This window comes from Kitasatospora sp. NPDC088160 (assembly GCF_044741445.1).
GTDB lineage: Bacteria > Actinomycetota > Actinomycetes > Streptomycetales > Streptomycetaceae > Kitasatospora.
Genome location: NZ_JBIUSS010000011.1, coordinates 136,447 through 154,808, shown reverse-complemented (window position 1 = coordinate 154,808; position 18,362 = coordinate 136,447). Strand labels below are relative to the sequence as shown.

The 18,362-nt window shown below is 70.7% G+C and carries 20 protein-coding genes and 1 pseudogene; 15 read left to right on the top strand and 6 right to left on the bottom strand.

Annotated elements, in window-relative coordinates:
- The first annotated feature begins 156 nt into the window (after positions 1 to 156).
- Complete coding sequence (locus ACIOGZ_RS19030; protein ID WP_363580445.1) at positions 157 to 1,104, top strand: heme o synthase; 948 nt, start codon at positions 157 to 159, stop codon at positions 1,102 to 1,104.
- Between the two features lie 54 nt (positions 1,105 to 1,158).
- Here ACIOGZ_RS19030 and ACIOGZ_RS19025 read toward each other — a convergent pair whose 3' ends face one another.
- Positions 1,159 to 1,800 (bottom strand): DUF2461 domain-containing protein, encoded by a 642-nt coding sequence (locus tag ACIOGZ_RS19025; protein WP_363580447.1) that lies wholly within the window; start codon positions 1,798 to 1,800, stop codon positions 1,159 to 1,161.
- A gap of 72 nt (positions 1,801 to 1,872) precedes the next feature.
- Here ACIOGZ_RS19025 and ACIOGZ_RS19020 point away from each other — a divergent pair, with 72 nt between their 5' ends.
- Complete coding sequence (locus tag ACIOGZ_RS19020; protein ID WP_350880471.1) at positions 1,873 to 2,211, top strand: hypothetical protein; 339 nt, start codon at positions 1,873 to 1,875, stop codon at positions 2,209 to 2,211.
- A 66-nt stretch (positions 2,212 to 2,277) separates the two neighbouring features.
- Here ACIOGZ_RS19020 and ACIOGZ_RS19015 read toward each other — a convergent pair whose 3' ends face one another.
- Positions 2,278 to 2,400: a hypothetical protein gene (locus tag ACIOGZ_RS19015; RefSeq protein WP_400332509.1), complete on the bottom strand. Its 123-nt coding sequence runs from the start codon at positions 2,398 to 2,400 to the stop codon at positions 2,278 to 2,280.
- Positions 2,401 to 2,659: 259 nt separating this feature from the next.
- Here ACIOGZ_RS19015 and ACIOGZ_RS19010 point away from each other — a divergent pair.
- Together ACIOGZ_RS19010 and ACIOGZ_RS19005 are read left to right on the top strand one after the other, a co-directional pair.
- A pseudogene (locus ACIOGZ_RS19010) lies at positions 2,660 to 3,067 on the top strand (GNAT family N-acetyltransferase); the annotation flags it as partial.
- A 165-nt stretch (positions 3,068 to 3,232) separates the two neighbouring features.
- On the top strand, positions 3,233 to 3,637 hold the full coding sequence (locus tag ACIOGZ_RS19005) for an NUDIX domain-containing protein (RefSeq protein ID WP_363627998.1): 405 nt from the start codon (positions 3,233 to 3,235) through the stop codon (positions 3,635 to 3,637).
- A gap of 44 nt (positions 3,638 to 3,681) precedes the next feature.
- On the opposite strand, the gene ACIOGZ_RS19000 is transcribed toward ACIOGZ_RS19005, so the two are convergent.
- On the bottom strand, positions 3,682 to 4,602 hold the full coding sequence (locus ACIOGZ_RS19000) for a heme A synthase (RefSeq protein WP_400986589.1): 921 nt from the start codon (positions 4,600 to 4,602) through the stop codon (positions 3,682 to 3,684).
- A gap of 267 nt (positions 4,603 to 4,869) precedes the next feature.
- Here ACIOGZ_RS19000 and ACIOGZ_RS18995 point away from each other — a divergent pair, with 267 nt between their 5' ends.
- Together ACIOGZ_RS18995 and ACIOGZ_RS18990 are read left to right on the top strand one after the other, a co-directional pair.
- Positions 4,870 to 6,213, top strand: coding sequence for a choice-of-anchor A family protein (locus tag ACIOGZ_RS18995; RefSeq protein WP_400986519.1), 1,344 nt, complete (start codon positions 4,870 to 4,872; stop codon positions 6,211 to 6,213).
- A gap of 301 nt (positions 6,214 to 6,514) precedes the next feature.
- Positions 6,515 to 7,219 (top strand): LAETG motif-containing sortase-dependent surface protein, encoded by a 705-nt coding sequence (locus ACIOGZ_RS18990; protein ID WP_363580455.1) that lies wholly within the window; start codon positions 6,515 to 6,517, stop codon positions 7,217 to 7,219.
- A gap of 105 nt (positions 7,220 to 7,324) precedes the next feature.
- Here ACIOGZ_RS18990 and ACIOGZ_RS18985 read toward each other — a convergent pair whose 3' ends face one another.
- Positions 7,325 to 8,044, bottom strand: a complete 720-nt coding sequence (locus ACIOGZ_RS18985; protein WP_363580676.1) for an ABC transporter permease — start codon at positions 8,042 to 8,044, stop codon at positions 7,325 to 7,327.
- A 50-nt stretch (positions 8,045 to 8,094) separates the two neighbouring features.
- Positions 8,095 to 9,021 carry an ABC transporter ATP-binding protein gene (locus ACIOGZ_RS18980; RefSeq protein WP_363580457.1) on the bottom strand — a complete coding sequence of 309 codons (927 nt, stop codon included), beginning with the start codon at positions 9,019 to 9,021 and terminating at the stop codon, positions 8,095 to 8,097.
- Positions 9,022 to 9,185: 164 nt separating this feature from the next.
- Here ACIOGZ_RS18980 and ACIOGZ_RS18975 point away from each other — a divergent pair, with 164 nt between their 5' ends.
- The 9 genes from ACIOGZ_RS18975 to ACIOGZ_RS18935 all read left to right on the top strand — a co-directional run bounded on the left by ACIOGZ_RS18975 (position 9,186) and on the right by ACIOGZ_RS18935 (position 16,755).
- A complete protein-coding gene (locus ACIOGZ_RS18975) occupies positions 9,186 to 10,028 on the top strand; it encodes a MarR family transcriptional regulator (RefSeq protein ID WP_350880459.1) in 843 nt (280 codons plus the stop codon).
- Positions 10,029 to 10,037: 9 nt separating this feature from the next.
- Entirely contained in the window at positions 10,038 to 11,453 is a 1,416-nt protein-coding gene (gene sufB / locus ACIOGZ_RS18970) for a Fe-S cluster assembly protein SufB (protein WP_063349524.1), read from the top strand.
- Between the two features lie 64 nt (positions 11,454 to 11,517).
- Positions 11,518 to 12,750, top strand: a complete 1,233-nt coding sequence (sufD, locus tag ACIOGZ_RS18965) for a Fe-S cluster assembly protein SufD (RefSeq protein WP_363627949.1) — start codon at positions 11,518 to 11,520, stop codon at positions 12,748 to 12,750.
- A 5-nt stretch (positions 12,751 to 12,755) separates the two neighbouring features.
- On the top strand, positions 12,756 to 13,073 hold the full coding sequence (locus tag ACIOGZ_RS18960; RefSeq protein ID WP_063349526.1) for a bifunctional 3-phenylpropionate/cinnamic acid dioxygenase ferredoxin subunit: 318 nt from the start codon (positions 12,756 to 12,758) through the stop codon (positions 13,071 to 13,073).
- A gap of 6 nt (positions 13,074 to 13,079) precedes the next feature.
- Positions 13,080 to 13,844 carry a Fe-S cluster assembly ATPase SufC gene (gene sufC, locus ACIOGZ_RS18955; RefSeq protein ID WP_030290237.1) on the top strand — a complete coding sequence of 255 codons (765 nt, stop codon included), beginning with the start codon at positions 13,080 to 13,082 and terminating at the stop codon, positions 13,842 to 13,844.
- The gene (locus tag ACIOGZ_RS18950; RefSeq protein ID WP_350880453.1) at positions 13,841 to 15,100 is read left to right on the top strand and encodes a cysteine desulfurase; all 1,260 of its coding nucleotides are present in this window, start codon (positions 13,841 to 13,843) and stop codon (positions 15,098 to 15,100) included. Before sufC ends, ACIOGZ_RS18950 begins: the two co-directional genes overlap by 4 nt.
- Positions 15,101 to 15,116: 16 nt before the next feature.
- Complete coding sequence (gene sufU, locus ACIOGZ_RS18945; protein ID WP_063349529.1) at positions 15,117 to 15,569, top strand: Fe-S cluster assembly sulfur transfer protein SufU; 453 nt, start codon at positions 15,117 to 15,119, stop codon at positions 15,567 to 15,569.
- Positions 15,570 to 15,589: 20 nt separating this feature from the next.
- Positions 15,590 to 15,970 (top strand): metal-sulfur cluster assembly factor, encoded by a 381-nt coding sequence (locus ACIOGZ_RS18940; protein WP_350880450.1) that lies wholly within the window; start codon positions 15,590 to 15,592, stop codon positions 15,968 to 15,970.
- A gap of 125 nt (positions 15,971 to 16,095) precedes the next feature.
- Positions 16,096 to 16,755, top strand: a complete 660-nt coding sequence (locus ACIOGZ_RS18935; protein ID WP_400986517.1) for a Uma2 family endonuclease — start codon at positions 16,096 to 16,098, stop codon at positions 16,753 to 16,755.
- Between the two features lie 61 nt (positions 16,756 to 16,816).
- Here ACIOGZ_RS18935 and ACIOGZ_RS18930 read toward each other — a convergent pair whose 3' ends face one another.
- Entirely contained in the window at positions 16,817 to 18,148 is a 1,332-nt protein-coding gene (locus ACIOGZ_RS18930; RefSeq protein WP_363580465.1) for an MFS transporter, read from the bottom strand.
- Positions 18,149 to 18,362 lie beyond the last annotated feature (214 nt).

Sequence of the window (18,362 nt, the reverse complement as noted above, 5' to 3'; positions counted from 1 at the left end):
GGTCGGTTCACCCGGGGGTGTGCCATCGGCCTCGCCGGGGGACCCCGGAGCCGGATGGGATATATGGAGCGTCTAAGGTGGCGTGGTACGCGCAGAGCGGACGATTTGGGACCCTTCGTTCCTGTGGACGCCTGCGAGGATTCATCTTCAGTTGGGGTGTTAGTGACCGCCGTCGAAACCCGTCCCGCCGGGGTCACCGGGGCGACTCCTGCGCACCGGCCCATCGGGGCCCGTGTCGGCGCCTTCGTCGCACTGACCAAGCCACGGATCATCGAACTGCTGCTGATGAGCACGGTGCCGGTGATGTTCCTCGCCCAGCAGGGCGTCCCGAACATGCTGCTGGTGCTGAAGGTCGTGGTCGGCGGCTACCTCTCGGCGGGCGGCGCCAACGCCCTCAACATGTACATCGACCGCGACATCGACGCGGTGATGTCCCGCACCGAGCGCCGGCCGATCGTCACCGGGATGGTGTCGCCGCGCGAGGCGCTGGTGTTCGGCATCGCCCTCGCGATCGTCTCGACCCTGCTGCTGGGCTTCGGCGTCAACTGGCTCTCCTCCGGACTGGCGCTCGGCGCGCTGCTGTTCTACGTGTTCGTCTACACGCTGGGGCTCAAGCGGCGCACCTCGCAGAACATCGTCTGGGGCGGCATCGCCGGCTGCATGCCGGTGCTGATCGGCTGGTCCTCCGTCACCAACTCGCTGTCCTGGGCGGCGGTCGCGCTGTTCCTGGTGGTGTTCTTCTGGACGCCGCCGCACACCTGGGTGCTCTCGATGAAGGTGCGCGAGGACTACGAGCGGGCCGGCGTGCCGATGCTGCCGGTGGTCAAGGGCAACGTCGCGGTCGGCAAGCAGGTCGTCGCCTACTCCTGGGTGATGGTGGCGACCTCGCTGGCGGTGTGGCCGCTGGGGCACATGAGCTGGCTGTACCCCGTCGCGGCGGTGCTGCTCGGCGGGTTCTGGCTGCGCGAGGCGCACGCGCTGTACGGCCGGGCCAAGGCCGGCGTGGTGGGCGCGAAGCTGAAGGAGATGCGGCTGTTCCACTGGTCGATCACCTACCTGTCGCTGCTGTTCGTGGTGTGCGCGATCGACCCGTTCGTGAAGTAGGGCCCGTCCGACGTCGAAGAGCCCCGGTCCGGTGGACCGGGGCTCTTCGCGTTCTCACCGGGCCGGCAGCTCGGACGGGCCGACGTGGTCGTCCAGCCAGTCCCGGAGCGGCTGGGAGGCGCGCAGGAAGGCGGTGATCCGGGTGTGGGCGCCGCGGGTGCCGAGCCACTTCGCGGGCGCCCACTCCTGCCAGGCGACCAGGCCCTTGTGGCGCAGCAGCTCGATCCTCGGGTGGTCCTTGGGGAAGCCGCGCGGAGCGGTCTTGAGGGAGTCCCGGCCGTGCACCTGGGGGCCGTCCTGCTCCACCGCGGCGATCACCCGCTCCAGTTCGGCGCCGCTGACGTCCTCGGCGACGGCGGCGCGGTAGCGGTCCAGTTGGTCGGGGGCGAGCTGGTACATCCCGTTGCCGCAGGCCAGGCCGTCGGCGGAGAGCTGGACGTAGCCGCCGGTCTCCAGGTGGGCGCCGATGTGCGTCTTGTACGGAGACTTGTCGGCGCTGAACCGGACGTCGCGGTTGGGACGGAAGATCTTCCCAAGCCCGAACTCCGGCTCCAGCTCGGCGAGCAGCAGCTCCATCGGGGTCCGTACGTCGTTGTCGTACTGCTCCTTGTGGGCCTGCCAGAAGGTCTTGGAATTGTCGGCTTCGAGGTGCTCGTAGAAGTCGAGCGCCGCGGCCGGCCAGCCGGAGAAGGTCACGCCTCCAGTATGTGGCCCGGTGCACAGGGCGCTCCCGTCGCCAGCTCGACTACCGGTGGGTAGCATGCGGGCATGAGCAGCGCAGAGACCGCCACCGCCACCGCGCCGGACGCCCGTACCGAGCGCCGCGCCAAGCGCATCGCCAAGCACCTCAGCAGCTTCGCCCGCCAGCACGGGGGCGGCGCCGACGCGGTCGTCGAGTACGTCGGCGCCGTGGCCACCCGGATCGTCGTGGTGGGCGCGGACGGCGCCTGGGGCGACCAGGTGGCCCCGAGCTACGCCGTCGGTCGCCGGGCCGCCGAACTGGCCGGGCTGACCCTGCACGACGACTTCGAGGGCGAGCTGGCCCTCAAGGTGAAGACCGGCCCGTACGAGTGGAAGCGCATGGCCGGCATCCAGCTCGGCGGCTGATCACTTCGGCGCCCACGGCGACGGCCCGGCTCCCTCAGGCGGGGGAGCCGGGCCGTTGCCGTGGGCTCAACGGGGCAGCTCCTCGCGGTCGAGCACCCGGACGAGTCGGGCCGGTTGGTCCAGCCAGCCGGTGCCGGTGCCGATCTCCAGGACGTTCATTCCGGGTCGGACGTCGAGGTCGCGGAGCATGCGGACGACGATCGAGGGGCGGAGGCGGAGGAGGAGCGCCAAACGTCGGCTGGGTCGGGCGGATCGGCCGATGCCTGGCCGTCATTGACCTGGGTGACGACGGGGGCGTCGGTGTAGGCCGCCTCGAACCAGCGCTGGTGGTCGGTCGAGAGGCCGCAGGGCTCGTAGCCGCTGGTCGTCCTGTTGATACGGCGATGGCGCGAGACTGCGTCGAGGAACTTCGATCGCTCGGGGTTTCGGCCCGGAAACAGAGGACGGTGTGACGGTGGTGGTTCGGCTGTTGGACGGCGAGCAGGCGGTCGAGCTGGAGGGCCAGTTGAAGGAGGTGTTCTCGGAGGCGTTCGCGGAAGCCCCCTACGGCGAGGGGCCGACCGACGTGGAGCGGGCGTTTCGCCGGTTCCGCTCGCAGGCGCGTCGGCGGGGGTTCCAGGCGGCCATCGCCTTCGACGGCGACACCGTTGTGGGCATGGCGTACGGCTACCCGCTGTCGGCGGACACCGGATGGTGGGACACCCTGATCGATCCCGTGCCCGAGAACCCCAGGCATGAGGACGGAAAGCGCACGTTCGGTCTCTTCGAGTTGGCGGTTCGGCCCCGGTGGCGGCGCCAGGGCGTCGCCACTCGCATGCATCGCGTCCTCATCGAGGGCATCGACAGCGCCCGGGTGATGCTGAACACCCGACCAGAGGCGGTTGCGGCCCGGGCGTCCTACCGAGTGTGGGGCTACCGGCGTGTCGGGTCGGCGATCCCGTGGGACGGCGCGGGCTCGGCACGACGTGATGCTCCTCGATCTGATCCACCCGGTGGTGCGAGCGTGACGCCACTCCACTCGGTGTCCGTCGCGGGGGTGGTGGTGCGGGAGGACGGGCGGGTGCTGGCGATTCGGCGGGCTGACAACGGGGCTTGGGAGCCGCCGGGGGGCGTGCTGGAGCTGGGCGAGGGCATCGAAGACGGCGTGTGCCGGGAGGTCTACGAGGAGACCGGGATCCACGCCGGCGTGGAGCGGCTGACCGGTGTCTACAAGAACCTGCGTCGAGGGGTTGTCGCGCTGGTCTTCCGGTGTCGGCCTGAGGGCGGACAAGTACGGCTCTCGGATGAGTCGGTCGAGGTCGACTGGCTCACGGCGGACGAGGTCTCCGTGCGCATGGCGGAGGTCTATGCCGTGCGGGTGTTGGACGCGCTTCGGGGGGACACGTCGCCGAGTATCCGGAGCCACGACGGGCGGCGGCTGTTGTGACGCCGAAGGCCCCCATCCGAGGATGGGGGCCTTCGGCGCTTGTTTCAGACTGCGGCAGCCTGTGGGGTCTGGGCGGGCAGGGGCGCGGCGGGGGCCTCGTCCGCGCGGGTGCGCAGGGCGAGGGGGATGCGGAGGGCGGCGATCCAGGTGAGGGTGGCGCCGAGCATGTGGAGGCCGACCATCAGCTCGGGGGCGTCGGTGAAGTACTGGATGAAGCCCAGTACGCCCTGGAGGAGCAGGACCGCCAGCAGTTCCTTGGCGCGGGCCTTCGCCGCCGGCGGGGCCTTGACGGCGGCGAAGACGAAGAGCACCGCGATGGCCAGGCCGACCGACACGAACGCGAGGTCGGCGTGGAACTGGGCCAGCCTGTCGTAGTCGATCGGGATCCGGGGGACGATCTTGTTGTCCTTCGGCGTGCCCGGGTGGTGGCCGGCGCCGGTGACCAGGGTGCCGGCCGCGACCAGCAGGCCGACGACCAGGACCAGCACGTAGGAGAGCTGGTGGATCGGGCGGGCCACGGCGAGCTTGGGGACGCCGTCGCCCTCCTTCGACCGCTCCCACATCAGCAGCGCGACCCACACCAGCGCCATCGCGGCGATCATGTGCAGCGCGACGGTGTACGGGTTGAGGCCGGTCAGCACGGTGATGCCGCCGAGCACCGCGTTGCTCATCACCAGCCAGAACTGCGCCCAGCCGAGCCTGGTCATGCTGTGCCGCCAGGGGCGGTGGCAGCGGGCGGCCAGGATGGCCCAGCCGACGGCGGCGCTCAGCACGTAGGTGAGCATCCGGTTGGTGAACTCGACGACGCCGTGGAAGCCCATCTCGGCGGTCGGGGTCAGGCTGTCGGCGGTGCAGCGGGGCCACGTCGTACAGCCGAGGCCGGAGGCGGTGAGGCGGACGGCGCCGCCGGTGACGACGATCACCACGCTCATCACCAGCGCGGCGAACGCGGCGCGCCGGACCATCACGGCGGACGGCTGCCAGCGGTCGGCGAGCAGGGAGAAGGGATTAGGCACGGGGTCAATCGTAGGCGGCCTTACAGCCGATCTTGGGGCGGGGCGCGGGTGCCGCGTGGGCGTCGCCCGCACCGGGCCGGACGGGGCGCAAACCGGACTCTTCGGTCAAGGCGGTCATTGGTCTTGACCAATCACCTGCGAGGCCGAAAGAGTGCGGATTGGTCCATACCTTTTTCGGACCTCTCCCACTCCTCCCGCACAAGCGGAGACCTGCACATGCGCATACCCACGTCCGCCGCCGCGCTCGCAGTCGGCGGCTCGCTCGCACTGGCCGGCCTGATCGCCCCCGCCGCCGCCCACGCCGCCGACCCCGGCCAGGAGTGCCGCAGCCTCGGGGTCGCCAACCTCTACGGCGAGTTCATCGAGGGCGACGACACCCACACCCCCGACGCCGAGGGCGCCGTCGCGGTGGGCGGCAACGCCGACTTCACCGGCGGCTTCTCGGTCGGCCAGGAGCTGACCCCCGCCGAGGTCGACGCCCTGCCCGGCAAGAACGCGCTGGTGGTCGCCGGCCGCATCACCGGCCGCAACACCCAGGTGATGAAGGGCAGCGGCGTCTACGGTTCCAAGGCCGACGGCGCCGTCGTCCAGGCCCACCAGGGCGCCATCGCCCAGGGCGCCTCCCCGATCGACTTCAAGGCCGAGTTCGCCAAGCTGCGCGCCGCCTCCACCGCGCTGGCCGCCGCGCCGCAGACCGCCGGCGCCACCGTCCAGGCCGACGGGGCCAAGCTCACGTTCACCGGCGGCGACGCGAAGTACAACAGCTTCACCGTCGACGCCGCGAAGCTCCAGGGCGCCAAGGACGTCTTCCTCAAGGTGCCGGCCGGGTCCGTCACCGTGGTCACCGTGACCGGCGGCTCGTACGACATGGCGGCCGCCGGGACCACGGGCTTCCACCTGTGGGACGAGGCCAAGGCGTCCTTCGTCCTGGACGACAAGCTGCAGAGCGCGGCCGGCGGGGCGATCCGCGCCAAGCTGCTGTGGAACTTCCCCACCGCGACCAAGGTGGTCAAGAGCAGCAAGGCCGCCTGGGCCGGCACCGTGCTGGCGCCGAACGCCGCCTTCGACCTCGGCAGCGGCGGCCCGGTCAACGGTTCGGTCATCGCGGCCTCGCTGACCGGCAAGGGCGGGGCGGAGACGCACCACTACCCGTTCGCCGGCTGCCTGCCCGGCGTCGTCGTCCCGACGCCGTCCACCACGCCCACCGTGCCGCCGGTGGTGCCGAGCGGGACGCCGTCGGCCTCCACCACGCCCGGGACTCCCGGCACCTCGGCCACGCCCGGGACCTCGGCGAGCCCCTCGGACACGCCCTCCGCCCCGGTGAGCGGCAAGCCGAGCGCGGGTGCCTCGGCCAGCCCGTCGGCCACCGCCTCGGCGGGTGTGCCGGCCGCCTCGGCCTCGGCCTCGGCGAGCCCGTCCGCCCAGGCGAACGCGGGCGGCAACCTCGCGCACACCGGCTCCGGGCCCGTCGTGCCGCTGGCGATCGGCGGCGCGGTGGTGCTCGCGGCCGGTGGCGCGATCGTGGTCGTCACCCGGCGTCGGGCGGCGAAGAAGGCCTGATCATTTCGCCGGTCGACCGGTGTTGCGCCCTTGGTGATTGAACCTGATCACCGAGGGCGCACGTATTTCAGTCAGGTGACGAAGTTCATTCAAGTTTGCCGAATCCGCGTTCCGCGAGGTGGCAGCTGTGATGGGCTGGTCATACACATCAGACGACGGACCAACAGACGAAATTCGGTCGTACGGCGGGGTGTGGAGAGGTGCGGGAGTGCCGGTAGAGTCCCCCGGACAGTCGTAGCGGGCCACCGCGAAACCTTCAACACGCCTGCTGCGCAAGACCGTTCTGAGGGGAACAGCGTAAATGGCGCGACAGCAGCGGCACATGCGGATCGGCGCGGCGGCACTCGCCGGGACGGCGGCGGCCGGAATTCTCCTGCCTCTGGCGCTGGCAACCAACGCCTCGGCGCACGTGCCGAGTTGGTCGGTGACCTGCGACAAGATCGTGATCGATCTGATCAACTACAGCCCGAAGCCCGACGTGAAGAACACCGTCAGCCTCACCATCGACGGCGAGAAGGTCCTGGACGCCAAGGCCTTCCCCGCGGAGTTCCACGGCACCTTCCCGGTGAAGGACCACACGGCCCCCGTCAAGGCGAACCTCGTGGTGAACACGACGGAGACGCCCAACGAAAAGGGCTGGAACATCAACGAGACCAAGACGATCGAGCCGTGCCACACGCCGACTCCGACGCCGACTCCCACCCCCACGCCCACCAAGACCTCGACCCCGACTCCCACCCCGACCCCGTCGCAGACCACGACTCCGACGCCGACTCCCACGCCCACCAAGACCCCGACCCCGTCGGCCTCGCCCACCGCGAGCAAGACCGCGACCGCGACGCCGACCCCGACCCCGGTCCCGACGCCCACCACCAGTGGCCCGGCGCTCGCCCAGACCGGTAGCAACGACGCCACCCCGATGATCGCGGCGGCCGGCGGCGGCGTGCTGCTGGTCGGTGGCGCGCTCGTCCTGCTGGCCCGCAAGCGTCGCGGCAGCCAGAGCTGACGTTCCGTCGGTGACGTGAGACCGCCCCCCGGCCGAAGCGGCCGGGGGGCGGTTCCCGTGTGGGGCGGCCTCATGTACGTAGCGGTTCACGTGCGGGGCCGGGGGCTACTCCCAGCGGAAGAAGCGGGCCGCGGCGGCCAGGCCGAGGACGGCCCAGCCGGCCAGGATGCCGAGGTCGGACCAGGGCACCCCGGCGCCGTGCTGGAGGACCGACCGCAGGCCGTCCGAGAGCGCGGAGATCGGCAGCAGCTCCAGCACCGACTGCACGGCCGAGGGGAACCTGCTCAGCGGCACGATCACCCCGCCGGCCAGCAGCAGCAGGATGAACACCAGGTTGGCGGCGGCCAGCGTGGCCTCCGCCTTGAGCGTGCCGGCCATCAGCAGGCCCAGGCCGGAGAAGGCCGCGGTGCCGAGCACCAGCAGCGCGACGACCGACAGGGGGTTGCCGTGCGGGGACCAGCCGAGCGCCAGCGCGATCGCCGACAGCAGCGCGACCTGCAGCGCCTCGGTGACCAGGACGCAGCCGGTCTTGGCGGTCAGCAGTGCCCAGCGCGGGAGCGGGCTGGCGCCGAGCCGCTTCAGCACGCCGTAGCGGCGCTCGAAGCCGGTGGCGATGGCCTGCCCGGTGAAGGCGGTGGACATCACGGCCAGCGCGAGCAGGCCGGGGGCCAGGAAGTCGACCCGCTTGCCGGGCCCGTCCACCGCGACGATGTCCACGGCCGAGAACAGCACCAGCAGCACGGTCGGGATGACCACGGTGAGCAGCAGCTGTTCGCCGTTGCGCAGCAGCATCCTGGTCTCGAAGGCGGTCTGGGCGAGCAGCATCCGGCCGACCGGGGCCGCGCCGGGCTTGGGGGAGTAGTCGGTGGTCGTACTCACGAGCGCAGGTCCCGTCCGGTCAGGTCGAGGAAGACGTCTTCGAGGCTGCGGCGCTGGACGGACAGCCGTTCGGGCAGGACGCCGGAGGCCGCGCACCAGCCGGTGACGGTGGCCACCAGCTGCGGGTCGACGGGCGCCTCGACGCGGTAGCCGCCGGGGGTGGTCTCGGTGGCGGTGGCGCCCTCGGGCAGTTCCTTGAGCAGCGGGCCGAGGTCGAGCCCGGGCGGGCCGTCGAAGCGCAGGGCGTTCTCGGCGCCGCCGCGGCACAGCTCCTCGGGGCTTCCGGTGGCGATCACCCGGCCGCGGTCGATGACGGCGACCTGGTCGGCGAGCTGTTCGGCCTCGTCCATGTGGTGGGTGGTGACGACCACGGTGACGCCGTCCCGGCGCAGGTCGCGGACCAGTTCCCAGGTGGCGCGCCGGGCCTGCGGGTCGAGTCCGGCGGTGGGCTCGTCCAGGAAGACCAGCTCGGGGCGGCCGACGACGGCCATGGCCAGGGCGAGCCGCTGCTGCTGGCCGCCGGACAGGCGCCGGTAGGCGGTGCGGCCGCAGGAGCCGAGGCCGAGCCGTTCGACCAGCGCGTCGACGTCCAGCGGGTGGGCGTGCAGTGCGGCGGTGTGACGCAGCATCTCGACGGCGCGCGCGCCCGCGTACACGCCGCCCGACTGCAGCATGACGCCGATCCGGGGGCGCAGCGCGGCGTTCTGGGCGACCGGGTCGAGGCCGAGGACGCGGACGGTGCCGGCGTCGGGGCGGCGGTAGCCCTCGCAGGTCTCGATGGTGGTGGTCTTGCCGGCGCCGTTGGGGCCGAGGACGGCGGTGATCGCGCCGCGTGCGATGGTGAGGTCGAGGCCGTCCACCGCGGGCTTGTCGCCGTAGTGCTTGACCAGCCCGGCGATCTTCACCGCGGGTTCGGAGTGCATACCGGCGAGTGTAAGAGGCCCCGACGCCGGGCCCGGACGGCGCCCTCGATGATCGTTTTTGCAGGTCAGGTAAGGCTTACCTGCGTGACAGATGACACGAGTGAGGCCTGCATCACGGCTTGTCCTGTCGGAAGTAATTACGCAACACTGGTGTTGTGAAAAACATGCGCGAGCACGCCACGCCCCAGGAGGCCGAGTCGGCCCCCGGGTGCGACGTGCCCGTGACGGCGGCCGAGGTGCTGCTGGAGGGCCACCGGGCCACCCGGGACCGGGTCGCCCGGTCGATCCTCGACCACGGCCCCTCCTCCGCCGCCGACCTGGCGACCCGGCTCGGCCTCACCGCCGCCGCCGTCCGCCGCCACCTGGACGGACTAGCCGCCGCCGGCCTGGTCGAGTCCCGCGAGCAGCGGGTCTACGGCAGCCGTGGCCGGGGCCGCCCGGCCAAGGTCTTCGCCCTCACCGACGGCGGCCGGGACGCCTTCTACCAGGCGTACGACCAGCTCGCCGCCGACGCGCTGCGCTGGATCTCCGACTCGGTCGGCGGCGGCAAGGCGGGCGAGGAGGCGGTCGCCGCCTTCGCCCGGGCCCGGTTCGGCAAGCAGGGCGAGAGGTACCTGGAGCTCCTGCGGCTGGCCGAGGCGGGGGAGCGCACCGAGGCGCTCGCCCAGGCGCTGAGCGCGGACGGGTACGCTGCCACGGTGCGGCGGGTCCCGCCGGCCGTGGCGAAGGCCCCGGCAGGCGCCCAGCTCTGCCAGCACCACTGCCCGGTCGCGCACATCGCCGAGCAGTTCCCGCAGCTCTGCGAGGCGGAGACCGAGGTCTTCTCCCAGCTGCTGGGCACCCATGTGCAACGGCTGGCCACCATCGCCCACGGCGACGGGGTCTGCACCACCTATGTGCCGGCACCCGGTGCCGCATCGTCGCCTGCCCGGCGTTCCGCGGGCCGCGGCTCCGATGCAGTGCCGACTGCCGGTACGTCCACCGAAGATTCAGCGTCCGCGCGTTAGGAAGCTCGCATGACTGACACCGTTTCGCACCCCGAGCTCGAGGGCCTGGGCACCTACGAGTACGGCTGGGCCGACCCGGACACCGCCGGTGCCGCGGCCAAGCGCGGGCTCAGCGAGGAGGTCGTCCGCGACATCTCCGCGAAGAAGAACGAGTCCGAGTGGATGCTGAACCTGCGTCTCAAGGGCCTGAAGCTGTTCGGCAAGAAGCCCATGCCGACCTGGGGCTCCGACCTCTCCGGCATCGACTTCGACAACATCAAGTACTTCGTCCGCTCCACCGAGAAGCAGGCCGAGTCCTGGGAGGACCTGCCCGCGGACATCAAGGCCACCTACGACCGGCTGGGCATCCCGGAGGCCGAGAAGCAGCGCCTGGTCGCCGGTGTCGCCGCCCAGTACGAGTCCGAGGTCGTCTACCACCAGATCCGCGAGGACCTGGAGGAGCAGGGCGTCCTCTTCCTGGACACCGACACCGCGCTGCGCGAGCACCCGGAGATCTTCAAGGAGTACTTCGGCACCGTCATCCCGGCCGGCGACAACAAGTTCGCCGCGCTGAACACGGCGGTGTGGTCCGGCGGCTCGTTCATCTACGTGCCCAAGGGCGTCCACGTCGACATCCCGCTCCAGGCCTACTTCCGGATCAACACCGAGAACATGGGCCAGTTCGAGCGGACGCTGATCATCGTCGACGAGGACGCGTACGTCCACTACGTCGAGGGCTGCACCGCGCCGATCTACTCCTCCGACTCGCTGCACTCCGCGGTCGTGGAGATCATCGTCAAGAAGGGCGGCCGCTGCCGCTACACGACCATCCAGAACTGGTCGAACAACGTCTACAACCTGGTCACCAAGCGCGCCGTGGCGTACGAGGGCGCGACCATGGAGTGGGTCGACGGCAACATCGGCTCCAAGGTCACCATGAAGTACCCGGCCGTCTACCTGATGGGTGAGCACGCCAAGGGCGAGACCCTGTCGATCGCCTTCGCGGGCGAGGGCCAGCACCAGGACGCCGGCGCCAAGATGGTGCACATGGCGCCGAACACCTCCTCCAACATCGTCTCGAAGTCGGTGGCGCGCGGCGGCGGCCGGACCTCCTACCGCGGTCTGATCGAGATCGGCGAGGGCTCCAAGGGCGCCAAGTCCAACGTGCTGTGCGACGCGCTGCTGGTGGACACCATCTCCCGCTCGGACACCTACCCGTACGTGGACGTCCGCGAGGACGACGTGTCCATGGGCCACGAGGCGACGGTCTCCAAGGTCAGCGAGGACCAGCTGTTCTACCTGATGAGCCGGGGCATGACGGAGTTCGAGGCGATGGCGATGATCGTCCGCGGCTTCGTCGAGCCGATCGCGCGCGAGCTGCCGATGGAGTACGCGCTGGAGCTCAACCGGCTGATCGAGCTGCAGATGGAGGGTGCGGTCGGCTGACGTCCAGCCGCTGACCGCCCACCGACTTTTCGAGCTTTTCGAGGAAGAGAGCACTACGACAGCCATGGCTGACGTCAACACCACCACCGGCTCCACCACCGCCGGGTCGATCGAGGTCGGCACCGCCGGCGCCGGCGCCCAGCTCGCCGGCCCCGGCACCGGCCGCGCCACCGTCCAGCAGCCGATCGACGCCCGGGTCGCCGTCAAGCCCTCGTTCGAGGTCGGCGACTTCCCGGTGCCCACCGGCCGCGAGGAGGACTGGCGGTTCACCCCGATGCACCGCCTGGGCGGCCTGCACGACGGCACCGCCGCCGAGGCGGCCAAGGGCGAGGACAAGGTCGAGCTGAGCCTGCCGGACGGCGTCACCGCCGAGACCGTCGGCCGCGACGACGCCCGTCTGGGCAAGGCCGGCAAGCCCGTCGACCGGGTCGCCGCGCAGGCGTTCAGCGCCTTCGAGCAGGCGCTCGTGGTCACCGTCCCCCAGGACGCGGTGCTCACCGGGCCGGTCAAGATCGACGTGCACGGCGAGGGCGGCACCCGCTTCGCCCACGTGGTGGTCGACGTCAAGCCGTTCGCCGAGGCCGTCGTGGTGATCAACCACACCGGTACCGGCACCCGGGCCGCCAACGTCGAGCTGCTCGTCGGCGACGGTGCCAAGCTCACCTTCGTCTCCGTCCAGGACTGGGACCGCAACGCCGTCCACGTCGCCCAGCAGACCGCGCTGGTCGGCCGGGACGCCTCGCTGAAGTCCGTGGTCGTCACCTTCGGCGGCGACGTCGTCCGGATCCACCCGCGGGTCAACTACGCCGCGCCCGGCGGCGAGGCCGAGCTGTTCGGCCTCTACTTCGCCGACGCCGGCCAGCACCTGGAGCACCGTCTGGTCATCGACCACGACACCCCGCACTGCCGCTCCAACGTGGTCTACAAGGGCGCGCTGCAGGGCCAGGACGCCCACGTCGTCTGGGTCGGCGACGTGCTGATCCGCGCCGCCGCCGAGGGCACCGACACCTACGAGCTCAACCGCAACCTGGTGCTCACCGACGGCGCCCGGGTCGACTCGATCCCCAACCTGGAGATCGAGACCGGCGAGATCGTCGGCGCCGGCCACGCCTCCGCGACCGGCCGCTTCGACGACGAGCAGCTGTTCTACCTGCGGTCCCGCGGCATCCCGGCCGACGAGGCCCGCCGCCTGGTGGTCCGCGGCTTCTTCGCCGAACTCGTCCAGCAGATCGGCGTCGCCGAGATCCAGGACCAGCTGATGGAGAAGATCGAGGCCGAGCTGGAAGCGGCGGTCTGATCCAGATGACCTTCCTCCGTGCCTGCGCGCTGAGCGACCTCCAGGAGGACGTGCCCAAGCGCGTGGACCTCAACGGCGTGCCGGTCTCCGTCGTCCGCACCGACGAGGGGGTGTTCGCGATCAACGACACCTGCTCGCACGCGAACGTCTCGCTCTCCGAGGGCGAGGTCGAGGACTGCATGATCGAGTGCTGGCTGCACGGCTCCAGCTTCGACCTGCGCACCGGCAAGCCCTCCGGCCTGCCCGCCACCAAGCCGGTCGCTGTCTACCCCGTAAAGATCGAAGGGGACGATGTGCTCGTCTCCGTCAACCAGGAGTCCTGAGTACCCATGGCAACGCTTGAAATCCGCGACCTGCACGTCTCCGTCGAGGCCGAGAACGGCCCGCGCGAGATCCTCAAGGGCGTCGACCTGACCGTGAAGCAGGGCGAGACCCACGCGATCATGGGTCCGAACGGCTCCGGCAAGTCCACCCTGGCCTACTCGCTCGCCGGCCACCCCAAGTACACCGTCACCGGCGGCTCGGTGCTGCTGGACGGCGAGGACGTCCTGGAGATGTCCGTCGACGAGCGCGCCAAGGCCGGCGTCTTCCTGGCCATGCAGTACCCGGTCGAGGTCCCGGGCGTCTCGGTGAGCAACTTCCTGCGCACCGCCGCCACCGCCGTCCGCGGCGAGGCCCCCAAGCTGCGTCTGTGGGTGAAGGAGGTCAAGGAGGCGATGGCCGCCCTCCAGATGGACCCGGCCTTCGCCGAGCGCAACGTCAACGAGGGCTTCTCCGGCGGCGAGAAGAAGCGCCACGAGATCCTCCAGCTGGAGCTCCTCAAGCCGAAGATCGCGATCCTCGACGAGACCGACTCCGGCCTGGACGTCGACGCGCTGCGGATCGTCTCCGAGGGCATCAACCGGGTCCGCTCGACCGGCGAGGTCGGCACCCTGCTGGTGACCCACTACACCCGCATCCTGCGGTACATCAAGCCCGACTACGTCCACGTCTTCGCGGGCGGCCGCATCGTCGAGTCCGGCGGTGCCGAGCTGGCCGACAAGCTGGAGAACGAGGGCTACGAGGCGTATGTGAAGGGGGGCGCGTCCGAGTGACGCATCCGTTCACGGGTCTGCTCGACACCGACGCGATCCGCAAGGACTTTCCGATCCTGCAGCGTGTGCTGCACGAGGAGAAGCCGCTCGTCTACCTGGACAACGCGGCCACCTCGCAGAAGCCGCGCCAGGTGCTGGAAGCCCTGACCGCCTACTACGAGCGGCACAACGCCAACGTCCACCGCGGCGTGCACGTGCTCGCCGAAGAGGCCACGGCGCTCTATGAGGGCGCGCGGGACAAGGTCGCGGCCTTCGTCAACGCGCCCAGCCGCAACGAGGTGATCTTCACCAAGAACGCCTCCGAGTCGCTCAACCTCGTTGCCAACATGCTCGGTTGGGCCGACGAGCCGTACCGGGTGGACGCCGACTCCGAGATCGTCATCACGGAGATGGAGCACCACTCCAACATCGTTCCGTGGCAGCTGCTGTCGCAGCGCACCGGCGCGAAGCTGAAGTGGTTCGGGCTCACCGACGAGGGCCGGCTCGACCTGTCCGACATCGACGAGCTGATCACCGAGAAGACCAAGGTGGTCTCCTTCACCCTGGTCTCCAACCTGCTCGGCACCGTCAACCCGGTCGAGACGATCGTCCGCAAGGCCCAGTCGGTCGGCGCGCTGGTCGTCATCGACGCCTCGCAGGCCGCCCCGCACATGGTGCTGGACGTCCAGGCGCTGGAAGCCGACTTCGTCGCCTTCACCGGTCACAAGATGCTCGCCCCGACCGGCATCGGCGTGCTCTGGGGCCGCCAGGAGCTGCTGGAGGACCTCCCGCCGTTCCTCGGCGGCGGCGAGATGATCGAGACCGTCACCATGGGCTCGTCCACCTACGCCCCGGCGCCGCACAAGTTCGAGGCCGGCACCCCGCCGATCGCCCAGGCGGTCGGGCTCGGCGCGGCCATCGACTACCTGTCGGACATCGGCATGGAGAAGATCGCCGCGCACGAGCACGCGATCACCGCGTACGCGGTCGAGCGCCTGCTGGAGGTCCCGGATCTGCGGATCATCGGCCCGCGCACGGCCGTCGACCGCGGCGCCGCGATCTCCTTCACCCTCGGCGACATCCACCCGCACGACGTGGGCCAGGTGCTGGACGAGCAGGGCATCGCCGTGCGCGTCGGCCACCACTGCGCGCGGCCGGTCTGCCTGCGGTACGGAATTCCGGCGACCACGCGGGCGTCGTTCTACCTGTACTCGACGCCGGGCGAGGTCGACGCACTGATCGACGGCCTGCACCACGTCCGGAACTTCTTCGGCTGACGGGACAGGGCAGGACATGAAGCTCGACTCGATGTACCAGGACATCATCCTGGACCACTACCGCAACCCCCACGGCAAGGGGCTGCGGGACGGCGACGCCGAGGTGCACCACGTCAACCCGACCTGCGGTGACGAGATCACCCTGCGGGTGCGGCTCGACGGCTCGACGGTCGCCGACGTCTCGTACGAGTCCCAGGGCTGCTCGATCAGCCAGGCCAGCGCCTCGGTGCTGAACGACCTGGTCGTGGGCAAGACCGTCGGCGAGGCGCAGACCGTCCAGGAGGCCTTCCTGGAGCTGATGCAGAGCAAGGGCCAGGGCGAGGGCGACGAGGAGGTGCTGGAGGACGCGGTCGCGTTCGCCGGCGTCTCCAAGTACCCCGCCCGGGTCAAGTGCGCCCTGCTCAGCTGGATGGCCTGGAAGGACGCCACCGCCCAGGCGCTCGCCCAGCACCCCGCCGTGAACGACTGACCCGCAGAGGAGGACAGACCATGAGTGACGAAACCCCCTCCGCTGCGGAGGACCAGCCGAACGGCGTCGTCATCGTCGGCACCACCGCCGGCACCGTGTCCGTGGAGGACCTGACCGAGGCCCTGATGGACGTCGTCGACCCCGAACTGGGCATCGACGTCGTCAACCTGGGCCTGATCTACGGCATCCACATCGACGAGTCCGACGTGGCCACCATCGACATGACGCTCACCTCGGCGGCCTGCCCGCTGACCGACGTCATCGAGGACCAGGCCAAGACCGCCACCGACGGCCTGGTCCAGGACCTGCGCATCAACTGGGTCTGGATGCCGCCGTGGGGCCCCGACAAGATCACCGACGACGGCCGCGACCAGCTCCGCGCCCTCGGCTTCAACGTCTGACGGACGGCTTTTCCGTCAACCCGCTGCCGCGCAAACCTCTCCTTCGGGGGAAAGGTTTGTGCGGCAGTGGTATATCTGCCAGCGGGCGGCCAGGTTGGAGCCGCGACCTCGGAGGGAGCGAAGTCATGTCGGTAGTTGCGTTCGCGCAGTTGCTTCTGCCTGACTCGCCGTACGCCATGTGGGTCCGGGGAGAACTCGGCGAGTATCTCCGGCTCCCGGATGACGGCACACGGGTTGAGGTGATCGGAGGGGAGATCGTTGTGTCACCAGCCCCGGTGTACCTCCATGAGGGGATCCTCACGGACATTCAGGAGTCGGTGCTGGCAGGCAAAATCGCTGACGCGAAGTTCCAATGGCGCGCCGTCCGGACGGTCAACCTGGACCTGGTCGAGATCGAGGGCGGTTACATCCCGGACATGGTGATCGTGAGCAGGGACGTCGATGCAGAGAAGCGGGCCAAGGATGTGTTGTACGTCCACCCGGTCGATCTTGAGCTGGTGGTGGAGGTGACCTCCGCGTCCAACGCGCGCCATGACCGGCGCCCCATGTTCGGTCGACAGGTGAAGCCCACCAAATGGAGTGGTTACGCACGCACCGGGATCCCGTACTACCTGTTGGTCGACCGTGACCCGCGGCAGCCCGGCGTCACCTTGTTCGGCGAGCCGGACCGCGGCGAGGGGACCTACCAGGTGCTGGGTCAGTGGAAGTTCGGCGAGCCAGTTCGGTTGCCCAAGCCCTTTGATCTTGAGATCAACACCGGTGACTGGGCCCCTTGGGCTGAGTAGCCCTGTACGAACGCCGCCCGGGACTTCGGTCCCGGGCGGCGGCGTTTTTGGCTGCGGTAGGTCAGGACTGCCTGGGTTTGCGGGCGACGGCGAGGGCCAGGGTCGCGCAGAGGAGGGCGGCGACGGCGGCGAAGCCGCTGACGGCGGGGAGGAGGCCGTAGTGCTGGACCAGGGCGCCGACGATCACGATGGGGAGGGAACTGCCGAGGTAGACGATGACCCAGAGGGCGGAGAGCTCGGAACCGCGGCGCTCCGGGTCCATCGCGGCGGCCGCGCTGGTGAACAGGGAGCGGAAGGCGATGCCCTGGCAGGCGCCGCCGAGGATGCTGCCGATGAAGAGCAGGGCGGGCGTGCCGGTGTACTGGGCGGCGACGACCAGGGCCAGGCCGGCGGCCAGGCCGGTCATGCCGAGGGCGATCACCAGACGGTCGGAGGTCGGCGGGACGACCAACTGGGCCAGCGCGGAGGAGCCGAGCAGCAGGGCGGCCACGATCGCGCCGGTCAGGTGCGAGGAGGTGTGCAGCAGCTTGGCGGAGAAGGCCGGGGCGAGCGCCAGGTAGACGCCGAACACCGCGTACGAGATGAAGCCGGCCGAGGCGGCGAGCAGGAACTCGCGGCGGCCGGCGACCGGCAGGGCGAGCCGGCGCGGGCGCAGGTGGGCCGGGGTGGTGATGCGGGGCGGGGTGGTCGGCGGGCGGTTGCGGCCGGGCATCCGCGGGTGGACGAGGGCCAGCGGCACGCAGAGCGCCAGCAGGGCGATGGCGTGCAGCAGGAAGGGCGTCAGCAGCGGGTCCGCGCCGTTGGCGAGCAGGGCGCCGACCACCGGGCCGAGCGCGACGCCGCCGGCGGAACAGGCCAGGGTGAGCTTGGCGGCGAGCGTCGGGTGGTCGGGCAGCAGGTCGCCGAGGGCGGCCCCGGCGGCGCCGGTGGAGAGGCCGACGGCGATGCCCTGGACGGCCCGGCCGGCCGCGAGCTGCCAGAAGCTGCCCGAGGTGGCGAACACGACGTCGCCGGCGGCGGCCAGGGCGACGGCGGGCAGGATCAGGGCGCGGCGGCCGAGGTGGTCGGACCAGTGGCCGACCACGGCGAGTACGGGGACCAGCGCGAACACGTAGATCGTGAAGAGGATCGTGGTGTCGAGCGGGCCGAGGCCGAGGCGCTGCTGGAGGAGCGGGTAGATCGGCGTCGCCAGGTTGGCACCGATCAGCATCAGCAGCAGGGCGGCGGCGACGAGGCCGACGCGGACACCGCGCAGCGCGTTCCAGCGGCTGACCGCGGCGAGCTGGAGCTGGGCGCGGGGCGCGAGCTCCAGGGGAAGCAGGGCCTCCGAGAGTCGGCGTCCGTCGAGCTGCGCGGTGCGCAGGCCGGAGCCGGCGGGGGAGAGGTCCGCCATGTAAGGGATCTCCTGTGGCAGGGCACCACCGGGTCGGCGGGGTGTGCCGGCGCGCCCGTCCTGAGGCGCTGTGGTGGTGGCCGCGGTGCGGGGCTCCCTGGTGGAGCGGGTGAGCTGAGTGGGCCCCTCCTGCCCGGTGTCGGGCGGGGAGGGCGAAGGGCTTCATTGCCCGGTGGCCCGCGCGGGGTGTGCACGGTGCCAATGCGAAGGATAA